The sequence below is a fragment of the Streptomyces boninensis genome (assembly GCF_048572725.1).
Lineage (GTDB): Bacteria > Actinomycetota > Actinomycetes > Streptomycetales > Streptomycetaceae > Streptomyces > Streptomyces boninensis.
This window is the reverse complement of the sequence record NZ_CP183837.1, coordinates 17,324-30,367: the sequence shown is the minus strand read 5'-3', so window position 1 is coordinate 30,367 and position 13,044 is coordinate 17,324. Positions and strand designations below refer to the sequence as shown.

Annotated in this window: 12 protein-coding genes; 8 read left to right on the top strand and 4 right to left on the bottom strand. The window is 72.3% G+C overall.

What is annotated here, in order from left to right; translation table 11 throughout:
* Positions 1-65 precede the first annotated feature (65 nt).
* The 4 genes from ACNNMR_RS00150 (at position 66) to ACNNMR_RS00135 (ending at position 4,312) form a co-directional block, all read left to right on the top strand.
* Positions 66-1,274, top strand: a complete 1,209-nt coding sequence (locus tag ACNNMR_RS00150; RefSeq protein ID WP_419992380.1) for a cysteine desulfurase-like protein — start codon at positions 66-68, stop codon at positions 1,272-1,274.
* Positions 1,271-2,518 carry an FAD-binding protein gene (locus ACNNMR_RS00145; protein ID WP_419992379.1) on the top strand — a complete coding sequence of 416 codons (1,248 nt, stop codon included), beginning with the start codon at positions 1,271-1,273 and terminating at the stop codon, positions 2,516-2,518. The genes ACNNMR_RS00150 and ACNNMR_RS00145 overlap by 4 nt, the downstream gene beginning before the upstream one ends.
* A 131-nt stretch (positions 2,519-2,649) precedes the next feature.
* Entirely contained in the window at positions 2,650-3,066 is a 417-nt protein-coding gene (locus ACNNMR_RS00140) for a YciI family protein (protein ID WP_419992378.1), read from the top strand.
* Entirely contained in the window at positions 3,059-4,312 is a 1,254-nt protein-coding gene (locus ACNNMR_RS00135) for an RNA polymerase sigma factor (protein WP_419992377.1), read from the top strand. Before ACNNMR_RS00140 ends, ACNNMR_RS00135 begins: the two co-directional genes overlap by 8 nt.
* Positions 4,313-4,336: 24 nt before the next feature.
* On the opposite strand, the gene ACNNMR_RS00130 is transcribed toward ACNNMR_RS00135, so the two are convergent.
* Positions 4,337-4,939 (bottom strand): TetR/AcrR family transcriptional regulator, encoded by a 603-nt coding sequence (locus ACNNMR_RS00130; protein ID WP_419992376.1) that lies wholly within the window; start codon positions 4,937-4,939, stop codon positions 4,337-4,339.
* Between the two features lie 103 nt (positions 4,940-5,042).
* On the opposite strand from ACNNMR_RS00130, the gene ACNNMR_RS00125 reads away from it, so the two are divergent.
* Both ACNNMR_RS00125 and ACNNMR_RS00120 read left to right on the top strand, forming a co-directional pair.
* Positions 5,043-5,693 carry a hypothetical protein gene (locus ACNNMR_RS00125; protein WP_419992375.1) on the top strand — a complete coding sequence of 217 codons (651 nt, stop codon included), beginning with the start codon at positions 5,043-5,045 and terminating at the stop codon, positions 5,691-5,693.
* A gap of 22 nt (positions 5,694-5,715) precedes the next feature.
* A complete protein-coding gene (locus ACNNMR_RS00120) occupies positions 5,716-7,182 on the top strand; it encodes an alpha/beta hydrolase (protein WP_419992374.1) in 1,467 nt (488 codons plus the stop codon).
* Between the two features lie 3 nt (positions 7,183-7,185).
* Here ACNNMR_RS00120 and ACNNMR_RS00115 read toward each other — a convergent pair whose 3' ends face one another.
* Complete coding sequence (locus tag ACNNMR_RS00115; RefSeq protein WP_419992373.1) at positions 7,186-7,860, bottom strand: VOC family protein; 675 nt, start codon at positions 7,858-7,860, stop codon at positions 7,186-7,188.
* Between the two features lie 192 nt (positions 7,861-8,052).
* Here ACNNMR_RS00115 and ACNNMR_RS00110 point away from each other — a divergent pair, with 192 nt between their 5' ends.
* A complete protein-coding gene (locus tag ACNNMR_RS00110) occupies positions 8,053-9,096 on the top strand; it encodes an ATP-binding cassette domain-containing protein (RefSeq protein WP_419992372.1) in 1,044 nt (347 codons plus the stop codon).
* Complete coding sequence (locus ACNNMR_RS00105) at positions 9,093-9,896, top strand: ABC transporter permease (protein WP_419992371.1); 804 nt, start codon at positions 9,093-9,095, stop codon at positions 9,894-9,896. The genes ACNNMR_RS00110 and ACNNMR_RS00105 overlap by 4 nt, the downstream gene beginning before the upstream one ends.
* 52 nt (positions 9,897-9,948) lie before the next feature.
* Here the strand turns inward: ACNNMR_RS00105 and ACNNMR_RS00100 are convergent, their stop codons facing one another.
* Positions 9,949-12,090, bottom strand: coding sequence for an MMPL family transporter (locus ACNNMR_RS00100; RefSeq protein ID WP_419992370.1), 2,142 nt, complete (start codon positions 12,088-12,090; stop codon positions 9,949-9,951).
* 125 nt (positions 12,091-12,215) lie between these two features.
* Positions 12,216-13,034 carry a pentapeptide repeat-containing protein gene (locus tag ACNNMR_RS00095; protein ID WP_419992369.1) on the bottom strand — a complete coding sequence of 273 codons (819 nt, stop codon included), beginning with the start codon at positions 13,032-13,034 and terminating at the stop codon, positions 12,216-12,218.
* Positions 13,035-13,044: the final 10 nt, after the last annotated feature.

Sequence of the window (13,044 nt, the reverse complement as noted above, 5' to 3'; positions counted from 1 at the left end):
AGCGCGCCTTGAAACGATCAAGAGTCGCCCGCCGATCAGCACCGCCCTCGTGATACTCAGGACCCGTGACGTACGACATCGCCGCGATACGCGCCCAGTTCCCCGCTCTCAAGGACGGCCACGCCTACTTCGACGGCCCGGGAGGCACCCAGACCCCGCAGCCCGTCATCGACGCCATCGCCGACGCCCTGGCGAACCCCCTCGCCAACCGCGGCACCACCACCCCCGGCGAGCGCCACGCCGAAGCCCTCGTGTCGCAGGCCCGCCGCGCCATCGCCGACCTGCTGGCCGCCGACCCCGGCGGCATCGTCTTCGGCCGCAGCGCCACCCAGCTCACCTACGACATCTCCCGCACCCTCGCCAAGAAGTGGCGGCCAGGCGACGAGATCGTCGTCACCCGCCTCGACCACGACGCCAACATCCGCCCCTGGGTGCAGGCCGCCGAGCGCGCCGGAGCCACCGTACGCTGGGCCGAATTCGACCCGGGTACGGGCGAACTCACCGCCGCCCACTTCCGGGCCGTCCTCACCGACCGCACCCGCCTCGTCGCCGTCACCGCGGCCTCCAACCTCATCGGCACCCGCCCCCCGATCGAGGAGATCACCGAACTCGCCCACGCCGCAGGCGCGCTGGTCTACGTCGACGGCGTGCACGCCACCGCGCACGCCCCGATCGACGTACGCCGCCTCGGCGCGGACTTCTACGTCTGTTCCCCGTACAAATTCCTCGGCCCGCACCTGGGCGCCCTCGCCGCCGACCCCGGGCTGCTGCGCGAGCTCCGCCCCGACAAGCTGCTTCCCGCCACGGACGACGTCCCGGAGCGCTTCGAACTGGGGACGCTGCCGTACGAGTTCCTGGCGGGCACCGCCGCGGCCGTCGACTTCCTGGCGGCCCTCGACCCCGACGCACAGGGCACCCGCCGCGAGCGGCTGCTCGCCTCGTACGCCGCCCTCGAAGCACACGAGGACACCCTCCGCCACCGCCTCGAGGACGGCCTCGCCAAGCTCCCCGGCGTCACCCTCCGCTCCCGCGCCCCCGAGCGCACCCCCACGCTGCTCCTCACCCTCGACGGCGACCGGGAGCCGGCCGCGTACGCCCACCTCGCCGAGCGCGGCATCAGCGCCCCCGCCGGCTCCTTCTACGCCCTGGAGGCCTCCCGGCATCTCGGGCTCGGCGACACCGGCGGCCTGCGGATCGGGCTCGCGCCCTACACCTCCGCCGACGACGCCGACCGCCTCCTCACCGCCCTCGCCGACTTCCTGGAGGCACGATGACCGCACCGGTCAACTGGGCAGGCAATGTCACCTTCACCGCCCGCGAACTCATCCGCCCCACCTCCATCGCCGAACTCCAGGCCGCCGTCTCCCACGCCACCCGCGCCCGGGCCCTGGGCAGCGGCCACTCCTTCAACCGCATCGCCGACACCGACGGCACCCTCGTCTCCACGGCCGGACTGCCGCCCATGGCCGACACCGACAGCGCCGCCCGCACCGTCCGCGTCAGCGGCGGCATGACGTACGCGGAACTGGCCGACCGCCTGACGGGCACGGGCCTCGCCCTCGCCAACATGGCCTCGCTCCCGCACATCTCCATCGCCGGCTCCGTCGCCACCGGCACCCACGGCTCCGGCGACGGCCAGGGCTCCCTGGCCACGCACGTCCGCGCGCTGGAACTGGTCGGCGCCGACGGCGAGCTGCGCACCCTGCAGCGCGACAAGGACGGCGACGCCTTCGCGGGCGCCGTCGTGTCCTTGGGCGCGCTCGGCATCGTCACCTCGCTGACCCTCGACCTCGTGCCCGCGTACGAGATCAGCCAGCACGGCTTCACGCGGCTGCCGCTGGACGCCGCCGTGGAACACTTCGACGAGACCTCCGGCGCGGCCTACAGCGTCAGCCTTTTCACCGACTGGCGCGGCCCGCGCTTCAACTCCGCCATGCTCAAGCACCGCACCGGCGACCAGCCGCCCGCACTGCCCTGGGCGACGCCCGCCACCGGACCGCTGCACCCCATCCCGGGCCTGGCCGCCGACAACTGCACAGAACAACTCGGCGTGCCAGGCCCCTGGCACGAGCGGCTGCCGCACTTCCGCCCGGACTTCGTGCCCAGCAACGGCGCCGAGCTCCAGTCGGAGTGGCTCGTCGCGCGCACCGATGCGGCCGCCGCGCTCCGCGCCCTGGACGGGATGCGGGCCGAGCTCGCGCCCGTGGTGCAGGTCTGCGAGGTCCGTACGATCGCCGCCGACCAGCTGTGGCTGAGCCCGGCGTACGGGCGCGACACGGTCGGCCTGCACTTCACCTGGGCGCCGGACGCCGCGGCCGTCGGCCCGGTCATCGCGCGCGTGGAGGAGCGGCTCGCGGACCTCGCGCCGCGGCCGCACTGGGGCAAGCTGTACGCCCTCGGCCCGGCCGCGCTGCGCGCCCGCTATCCGCGGCTGGGGGACTTCGCGCTGCTGGCACGGGCCGCGGACCCGGCAGGGAAGTTCCGGAACCCGCTGGTCAGAGCCGTACTCGGCGATTGAAGGGGCGGAACGGAAAAATCTTCGAAAGAATTTCCCCGGGCCATGTCGAGAAGCCGCAACCGGCTCCGACGTCTCCTGCGAGAGGCGCCCGGCACACGGGGGCCGATGAGCTCAGCGAGGAGCTGATCACCATGAAGTACCTGGTCATGATCTACGGCACGCAGGCCGACTACGAGGCCATGAGCGGCAAGGCCTCCCCGGGCGTCCCCGCCTGGACGCCGGCCGACATGCAGGCGATGTTCGCGCATATGGAGTCGATCAACAACGACCTCGCCGAGACCGGCGAGATCGTCGACGGCAACGGCCTGGGCGCGCCGAAGCAGGCCATCGTCGTCACCGGCGGCCCAGGCGGCTCGACCGTCGTCACCGACGGCCCGTACGGCGAAACCAAGGAGGTGCTGGCCGGCTACTGGGTCCTGGACTGTGCCAGCGACGAGCGGGTCACCGAGATCGCCAAGCGGGTCAACGAGTGCCCGGTGCCCGAGGGCACCAAGCCGAGCCAGGTCGTCATCCGGCAGATCATGGAAGCGCCTCCCGAGGGTGCCTGAGCCCGCAGGCACCGAGCCCGTGGAGGACCTGCTGCGCCGCCTGGCGCCGCAGGTCCTCGGCGCGCTGGTGCGCCGGTACGGGCACTTCGACGCCGCCGAGGACGCCGTACAAGAGGCGCTGCTCGCCGCGGCCGGGCAGTGGCCGGAGAAGGGGCTGCCCGACAACCCGCGCGGCTGGCTGATCCGGGTCGCCTCCCGCCGCCTGATGGACGAGCTGCGCGCCGAGGACGCCCGGCGGCGGCGTGAGGAGAAGGCGGTGGCGCTCTCGCCCCGCGAGGAGTTCCAGGCCCCGCCGCCGGGCGAGGCCCGCTATCCGACCGAGGACGACACCCTCACCCTCCTCTTCCTGTGCTGCCACCCGGAGCTGAGCCAGACCTCGCAGATCGCCCTGACGCTGCGGGCGGTCGGCGGTCTGACCACGGCGGAGATCGCGCGCGCCCTGCTCGTACCCGAGGCGACGCTGGCGCAGCGGATCAGCCGGGCGAAGAAGACGCTCAAGGCGTCGGGTGCCCGTTTCATCCGCCCGGAGGGCGAGGAGTACGGGGAGCGGCTCGCGGCCGTCCTCAAGGTCCTCTACCTGATCTTCAACGAGGGCTACACCGCCACCTCGGGCGCCGCCCTGCACCGCGCCGACCTCGCCACCGAGGCGATCAGGCTCACCCGCGCCGCGCATGCGCTGCTCCCCGGCGACGGCGAGACGACGGGTCTGCTGGCGCTGATGCTCCTCACCGACGCGCGGCGTGCCGCCCGCACGGGGCCCGCCGGCGAACTGATCCCGCTGCCGGAGCAGGACCGCTCGCTGTGGGACCAGGACCGGATCCAGCAAGGCGTCGACCTGGTCACGCACGCCCTGACCACCGCCCCCGTCGGCCCGTACCAGGTGCAGGCGGCGATCGCGGCCGTGCACGATGAGGCGGAACGGGCCGAGGACACGGACTGGCTGCAGATCCTCGGCCTGTACAACCTGCTTCAGACGCTCGCCCCGAGCCCGGTGGTCACCCTCAACAGGGCGGTCTCCGTAGGCATGGTGGACGGCCCGCGCGCGGGCCTCGCGGAGCTGGAGCGGCTGGCCGGCGACGAGCGGATCGCGGGCCATCACCGGCTGGAGGCCGTACGGGCCCACCTGCTGGAGCTCGCGGGGGAGCGGGAGGCGGCGCGGGAGGCGTACCGGACGGCGGCGAGCCGCACGCTGAGCATGCCGGAACAGCGCTATCTGCGGTTGCGGGCGGCGCAGTTGGCGCTCTGAGGCCGATGACGCTGACGCTGACGCTCAGCGCGATCCGAGGACGCAGTCGACGGCCATGTACAGCGTCTCCGTCTCGGACCGCAGGATCGAGTCATCGGCGGGCAGCGCGCGCTCGGTCGCGAGCCCGTTCAGGATGGTCATCAGGAATCTCGCCCGCCGGGTGTTGTCGCCCGGGGGCAGCGCGCCTTCCCGGGTGAGGACCGCCAGCCAGGACTCGATGCGCCGCTGTCCCTCCCGGTCCATGGCGAGATAGCCGGCCCGCACCTCGTCGGTCGGCTCCGGGGCCACGAATGTCTCGTAGAGCTTGCCGAAGGCTTCGCGGGCCTGTTCGCCCACTCCGGCGGGGGCGAGCACCTGCCGGAGGCGGTCCACGAGCCGGTCCCGCGCCGGGAGTGAGCGGTCGTCGATGCGGTCGTCGGAGACCACGTGGTGGTAGATGCGGGCGAGCACCTCGTCCCGCAGCTCGCGCTGGGTCGGGAAGAAGTGCCGGAGCGACCCGGTGCTCACACCGGCCCGCGCGGCGACCGCGCGGACGCTCAGGCTCGCCGCCGGGTCCGCTCCGAGCATCGCCGCGGCGGCCGCGAGGATCTTCTCCCGCGTGCTGGGTTCCGTCTTGTCCTGTGTCACCGTCACCACCTCTCTCAGCACACTGTACTAGTACGCCGTGCTACTCTGGCGCAGAGATGACTAGCACAGTGTGCTAGTCGAGGGATGGCGAGGAGGCTCGGAGATGTTCGAGGACACGCGGCGCCGCAGGGCGGCGAAGCGCGTAAAGCCGGGGGACGGGCGCCCCCTGCAGCGTTTCCGCTGGTGGCAGCTGCCGGGGCGCGCGCTCTTCCACCTGCGGCTGCCGCAGGAGGACGGCCGTCAGGCGACGTACGCGATCGATGTCCGGCACTGGCAGAACCAGAGCTCGGGCAACGTCAAGGCGCACCTCTACCGCGACGGCCGGCTGGATGCCGAGTCGAAGATCCCCGCGTACTTCCCGGTGCCGGGCGGCACGATCGAGGTCGCGATGAGCGGCTTCGGGCTCAAGCGCTGCCATTACGTCGCCGCCGATGGCGCCGAGCGCCGGCTCGACCCGCACCCGGCCTCGGCCGAGGGCCGCCGGGCCCGCCTCGACCGCAACCACCCGGCGCTGAGCCGCCGGCTCGGCTTGTGCTCGCTGAGCATGCTCCTCATCGGCACCGGCCTGCTCGTACTGCAGATCGCCGAGCCGGTCTCGCGGATACCACCCCTCGCCGAACGCGGCTGGAGCTTCGACTCGCCCCTCGACCTGCCGCTCTGGCTCAACATCGCACTCGGGCTCGGCGCCGCCCTGGGCAGCATGGAGCGCGCTCTGCGGCTGCGCCACAGCTGGCTCGACGGCGCGGCGAACTGACGCCGTCCCAGGAGGAGATCGCATGCACCGGAAGACTCTTTCCCGCCGGAAGGCGCTGTCCCTCGCCCTCGCCGTGACGGCGGTCGCGGCGACCGCCGTCACCGGACTGCAGGCCGGGACACCGGACACGGCAGCGGCCGCGCCGGACTCCCTGCGGTGGGCCCCCTGCCCGCAGAAGGGCGACGGGCCCCGCCTTGAGTGCGCCACCCTCGACGTCCCGCTGGACTATCGCGAACCCGAGGGCCGGAAGCTGGAGATCGCCGTCTCCCGCCTGCCGAGCAAGGACCCCGCCAAGCGCCGCGGCGTGCTGTTCACCAACCCCGGTGGCCCCGGTATCCCGGGGCTCGGCTACCCGGCCGTCCTCGGCGGTGCGGGGCTGCCGAAGGACGTGCTGGACTCGTACGACGTGATCGGCTTCGACCAGCGCGGCGTCGGGCGCAGCGCGCCGGTCACCTGCGACATGACCCCGGCCCAGCAGAAGCGCGGCAACCTGCCGCCGTACGCGAAGAGCGCGGCCGACGTGGCCCGGGAGGCGAAGCACGCGCGGACGCTCGCCCGGCAGTGCGCCACCTCATCGACGGCGTGGATGCTGCCGCACCTCACCACCGCGAACACCGCCCGCGACATGGACCGGATCCGTGCCGCGCTGGGCGAGCCGAAGCTGTCCTACCTCGGTCATTCCTACGGCACGTACCTCGGCGCGGCGTACGCGACGATGTTCCCCGGGCGCGGCGACCGGATGGTGCTCGACAGCAGTCTCGGGCCCGGCGGCTATGACTTCGCGGCCTTCCGGCTGCTCGCCCGCGGCATGGCGGACCGATTCCCGGACTTCGCCGCGTATGTGGCCGCCCGCCCGCGGTACGGGCTGGGCACCACGCCGCAGCAGGTGACCGCCAAGTACTTCGACCTGGCGGAACGGCTCGACGCCAAGCCCGTCGGCGGCATCAACGGCACCATCTTCCGCGGCATGACCCTCGACAGCCTCTTCAGCGAGGACCTCATGCCGAAGCTGGCGAAGGACTGGCAGTCGCTCGACGAGGGCCGGCCGACCGCACCGCCGGCAACCCCCGCGGAAAACTTCCTGGCCGCTCGCTTCCACGTGCTCTGCGCCGATGCGCACTGGCCCACCAGGATCCGCGACTACCAGCGCACAGCAGCGGCCGACCGGCTGCGCTACCCGATGCTGGGCGGCTCCACCGGAAGCATCGGCCCGTGCGCGTACTGGCCGGACAAGGGCATCGAACCGCCGCTCCACATCAGCGACCGGGGACCGTCGAACGTCCTGATGCTCCAGAACGAACGCGACCCGGGCACCCCACTCTCGGGCGCCAAGCGCCTGCGCCAGGCCCTGGGCGACCGCGCCCGCCTGGTGACCGCCGACCAGGGCGGCCACGGCGTCTACCCCTTCGGCAAGAACACCTGCGCCAACAACGCGGCCACCACGTACCTGACCACCGGCCACCGCCCACCCGAGGACCGCGCCTGCTGAGCCTCAGCCGCGGCGGCCCTCGACGCAGAAGATGTTGCCCTCCGGGTCCGACAGCACCACATACGGATCCGCGCCCGGTGGCGGCGACTGCGGATAGTGCGGCCAGTCGACCCGGCGGGCGCCGAGGGACAGCAGGCGGTCCACCTCCTCGTCCAACGGGCGGTCGCCCGCGTGCAGGTCGAAGTGGATGCGGGGGAGGTCCGGCGGCGGACTGGTGCTGACGTCCAGGGCAATGGCGGAGCCGGGACCGCCCTGCGGGGGCTGGAGCACGATCCAGTCGTCGCCGTCGAAGCGGGGTGGACGGCGTACGTAACCGAGGGCCCGGCTCCAGAAAGCCGCGGCCCTCGCGTCGTCCTCGACGCCGAGCGAGATCTGCTTGAGCGCTGCCATGGAGACCACCGTAAGCGGCGGGTGTGACAGCCCCTCCCGCCCACCGCCCGGCACCAGCTCCCGCCCCCTGGCCTCCCGCTCCCAGGCCTGCGCCGCGCGCAGCGCCCGGCGCGTCGCCGGGCCGAAGCGGCCGTCGGGCGTGAGCGGTTGGTTGTAGCGGGAGGCGAGCAGGCGCTGCAGCCTGCGCACGCCGCGGCGGTCGTACACGCCCTCGCGCAACACCGCGCCTTCCGTGCCGCGGGCGCGCGGCCACCAGGGGGTCATCAGCCAGTACAGGGTCTGCAGCATGCCGGGCATTGTGTGCGGCCCGCCCGCCCCGAATCACCCCTGCCGCACCAGAACTGAGCTGCGGTGATGAAGATCCGTACCCGCCTTGGCAGCCCCCGACAGATTCCCCGCGCGACCGCGGCGCGACCGCCCGTACGCGGGCACAATCAGCCAAGCGCGCCGGGCGGCGCGCTCAGCGGAGAGGGGGAGTCGTTGACGACAGCGGCCGCCGTGCTCGCCGAGGGGCTGCGGAAGAGCTACGGCACCGAGCGCGCCCTCGACGGCTTCGACCTGCGGGTGCCGTACGGGACCGTGCACGGCCTGCTCGGCCCCAACGGCGCGGGCAAGACCACGGCGGTGCAGGTCCTCACCACACTGCTGCGGCCCGACGGCGGGCGGGCGCTGGTCGGCGGGCACGATGTGGCCACGGACCCGGAGCAGGTGCGCCGGCGGATCGGGCTGACCGGGCAGTACGCCGCCGTGGACGAGGTGTTGAGCGGGCGGCAGAACCTTGAGCTCTTCGGCCGCCTCTACCACCTGCGCTCGGGGCGGCACGCGCGCGGTGGCCGGCTGAACCGGCGGCGGGTGCGGCAGCGGGCGGCCGAGCTGCTGGAGCAGTTCGACCTCACCGGCGCCGCGGACCGCGGCGTGCGCACGTACAGCGGCGGGATGCGGCGGCGGCTCGACCTCGCCGCGAGCATGATCCTGGCGCCCGATGTGCTCTTCCTCGACGAGCCGACGACGGGCCTCGACCCGCGCAGCCGCGGCGAGGTGTGGGACGCGGTGCGGCGGCTGGTCGAGGGCGGGACCACGGTGCTGCTCACCACCCAATACCTGGAGGAGGCGGACCGGCTGGCGGACCGTATCGCCGTCATCCGCGACGGCCGCACCATCGCCGACGACACCCCGGCCGCGCTGAAGGACGCCGTCGGCGGGGACCGTATCGAGGTGGTCGTGGCCCAGCCCGCCGGGATCCCCGGCGCGGTGCGCGCGGTCGCCCGCGTCACCTGTACGGAACCGGGCGTCAGCCGCGCCGAGCTGCGCGTGCACGCGCCCGTAACGGACCGGGTGGCGGCGCTGACGGAGGTCGCGCGGACGCTGCAGGACGACGGCGTCGAGGTGGCCGACCTGACGCTGCGACGGCCGACGCTGGACGAGGTGTTCCTGCACCTGACCGGCGTGGAAGGGCCGTCCGCCGACGACTTCGCGCTGGCCGCGGACGGCGGCGGCCCGGCGCCGGGGGAGCGTGCCGGATGAGCGGCATCGACGCCAACCGCCTCTACTGGGCGCTGTCCGACTGCCGCGCCATGGTCGGCCGCGGCCTGCTGCGCCTGGTCCGGCAGCCGGTGAACATCATCTGGCAGCTCGCCTTCCCGGTCGTCTCCGTGCTGCTCTTCGTCTACGTCCTCGGCAGCGCCATGGACATCGGAGGCCTGGACTACAAGGCGTACGCGCTGCCCGGCATGTTCGCGATGACGATGGGCTTCGGCTTCATGAACACGGCGCTGCTCATCGCCATCGACAAGGAGCGCGGCGTCATGGACCGCTTCCGCTCCATGCCCATGGCCCCTTCGGCGGTCGTCAGCGGCCGCGGCGTCGCCGACCTGGTCGGCGCGGCCATCGACCTGGCGGTGCTGACGGGCATCGCGCTGGCCATCGGCTGGCGCCCGGAGGGCACCGCTCTGGCCACGGCGGCCGCCTTCTCGCTGTTGCTGCTCCTGCGCTTCGCGCTGATCTGGATGGGCGTCTGCCTCGGCCTCCTGGTCCCGGGCCAGGAGGCGGCGGGCAACCTCTTCGCGATCGCCTTCCCCTTCGGCATGGTCTCCAGCGTCTTCACGCCACCGTCGATGATGCCGGACTGGGTCGGCCCGATCGCCATGTGGAACCCGGTCTCGTCCACGGCGGGCGCGGTCCGCGACCTCTTCGGCGCGCCGGGACCCGCCGGGGACAGCTGGATCGAGGGGCACGCGACGCTGATGGCGGTGGTCTGGCCGGCGATCCTCACCGCGCTGTTCCTGCCGCTGGCGATACGGACGTACCAGCGGCTGTCCCATTAGACGCCGAAGGCGGCGCCGGCCAAGATGAGGCCGGCGCCGCCTTGTCAGCGCCTCAGGGACGGCCCGAGGGCTCGTACTCCTGCGACTGCTTCTCCTGCAGCGCCGCATCGTCCGCCCGGTCGCCGTGGCCCGGCCACCAGGCCGCATGGCCGATGAGGGCGGTCAGCGCCGGGGTGAAGAACATCGACATCACGAAGGCCGCGATGATGATGCCGAACGACACGGCGAAGCCCATCTCCGCCAGCAGCGAGTTGCCCGCCAGCAGCATCGTGGCGAACGTCGCCGCCAGGATGAAGCCCGCCGCGGCCACCGTCGGCCCCGCATGCCGCAGCGCCATCGACGCCGCCTCGCGCGGGTCGCGGCCCTCGCGGGCCTCCTCGCGGAGCCGGGCGATCATCAGGATGTTGTAGTCGGTGCCGATGGCCACGACGAACAAATACATGATCACGGGCAGCATGAACATCAGGCCCGAATGCCCCTGCGCCTGCTGGAAGATCAGCACCGTGGAGCCGAGCGTCGCCCCGAAGCCGAGCACCACCGACGCCATCAGATACAGCGGCGCGACCACGCTGCGCAGCAGCAGTCCGAGGATCACCATGATCAGCGCGGCGGCCACCGGGAAGACGGTCTTGTAGTCCTGCATGACCGCCTTGTCGATGTCCTTGAAGATCGCCGTCATGCCGCCGACCTTCGCCTCCGCGCCGTCCGGCGCATTGGCGTGGGCGGTGTCGCGGACCTCGTCGATCAGGTCGAGGGCCTTGTCGCTGGCGGAGCCGTACTTGAGCGTGACGGTGACGTGCGCCGTCTCGCCGTTCTTGCTGACGCCGACCAGCTTCGCCGAGTCGACGCCGTCGATGGCCTGCAGCTTCTTCGCGTAGGCGGGCAGCGCGGACTTCTGCAGCGGCTGCCCGGAGTCGAGGAAGACCTCGGTCGGCTCGGCGGCGCCGGCCGCGTAGGCCTCCTTCATCTCGTCCTGTACGACCATCGACTCCTTGTCCTTCGGCATCGAACCGGAGGCCAGGTCGAAGGTGGCATTGAAGCCGAGGGTGCCGAGGGCGAGCGCGACCATCACGAGGCCGGAGGCCGCCGCGGCGAAGCCGGGACGGCGCTGGACGCCGCGGCCGAGCGCCGCGAACCGGGCGTTCTTCGGTTCCTTCTGCCAGGACTTGGACGGCCAGAACACCTTCGGGCCGATCAGTGAGACCACGGCCGGCATCAGCGTCAGTGCCGCCAGCAGCGTGACGCCGACGGCGATCGCCAGCGCCGGGCCCATCTGCTTCAGGAAGCCCAGCGAGGAAAGGCTCAGCGCCAGGAAGGCGATGATGACGACGCCCGCGGCGGAGGCGATGGCCTCGCCGACCCGGGCGACGGCGTTGATCATCGCCTCCTTCTTCTCGTCCCCGGCCCGCAGCCGTTCCCGGTAGCGGAAGATCAGGAACAGGAAGTAGTCGGTGCCGACGCCGAAGAGGACGACGATCAGCATCGACGAGATCGAGCTGTTCGCCTCCAGGCCGAAGAGCTTGGTGGCGAAGGCGATCAGCCCGTTGGCCATCGCGGAGACGATGCCGATGGTGACCAGCGGCAGGATCGCCAGGATCGGCGCCCGGAAGATGATCAGCAGGGTGATGAGGATGATGGCGAAGGTGCCGACGCCGATCAGCATCTCGCCCCGCTTGGAGGCCTCCTGCTGGTCCAGTGTCTGCGCGGCCGAGCCGCCGAGCTGGACCTTGAGGTCGCTGCCCTTGGCGAGGCTCTTCGCCTCATCCCGCAGCTCTTCGGCGGCGTCCGCCTGCTCGGGGGTGCCGGCCTGCTCCTCGTCCATCTGGACGAGGCTCATGCTGTACTTCCCGTCCTTGGACGGGGCGCCGGGGACGACCTTCTGCACCTGGTCGATCTTCTTTGCGCCCAGCTCGGTGGTGATCCGCTGGATGTCCTTCTTGTCCTGCGCGGTCAGCTCACCGCCGTCGGTGCGCTGGTAGAACGCGATCGCCGAGGGGGTGAAGGCGTTGGGGAACGCCTCTTCCTGCAGTTCGGCGGCCTCGATCGACTCGTAGCTCTTGGGGAGAAAGCTGGACTGGTCGCTGTTCGAGGGGAGGGAGGGCGCAGTGGCGCCGATCGCGACCGCGGCTATCAGCCAGGCCACGATCGTCCAGACGGGATGCCGGACGACGGCGCGCGCAATGCTGTGAAACATGACGGTATGGGCCTCCTGGCAGGAAGGGACACACCGCCCTTCGGAGCGGTACCCGGGCAGGGGTGTGCTGGTCGGTTGCCGTATTCGTTGATGTGTTCGTTGCTTTCGGCAACGAACACCATAGGCTATGCGGCTTGCCAGTGATCAGGTCTGGTCAGAATCCCCGGGATCCTTGTCGTCAAATCTCCTTTCGCCGAGTCCAGTTGCGACTGGGTGAGGAAGAGACAGCCCGTCAGGTCGGCGCCGTCCAGGCGGGTATCCCGGAAGTCGGCCCCGATCACATCGGCCCGGTGCAGATCGGCCCCGCGCAGGTCGGCGGCGATGAGCCGGGCGCCGCGCAGGCTCGCACCGCGCAGATCGGCGCCGCGCAGCCGGGCGCCGATCAGATCCGCGCCGCGGTGGTCGGCCCGGCGGCCCGGGACGGCCCCGGCCCGTACGGCCTCGGAGACCCGCAGCAGCAGCCCGGCGGTCTCGGCGTGCACCACGGGCAGGTCGAGGGCGGCGAGCGCGTCGGGGTCGAGCCGGGTACGGGCGGACAGCGCGTCGCGGGCCGCGTGCAGCTCGGCGCGCAGCGGCTCGGCGCCGGGGAGGTCCAGCGCGACGGTGACGTAGAAGAGCAGCTCGTGCAGCTGCCGCATGACGGGCAGGGTGCGGAACATCCGTCCGGCCGTGCCCGGGTCGGCCCGCCAGTCGGCGCCGCCGAAGGTCACCTGCGTGACCTGCTGCCCGGCTCCGAAGCAGTCGAAGACGGTGCAGCCCGGATAGCCCTTCTCGCGCAGCCGGTCGTGGATTCCGCAGCGGAAGTCGGGCCGCAGATGGCCGCAGGGCTCGCCGGCGTCCTTGTCCACGGCGAAGTCCGCGGAGGCGGAGAAGGGCAGCGCCACGCAGCAGAGCCCGGCGCAGCGGGAGCAGTCGGCACGCAGCTCGGGGACGGTCTCGGACACGGGTGGGGCT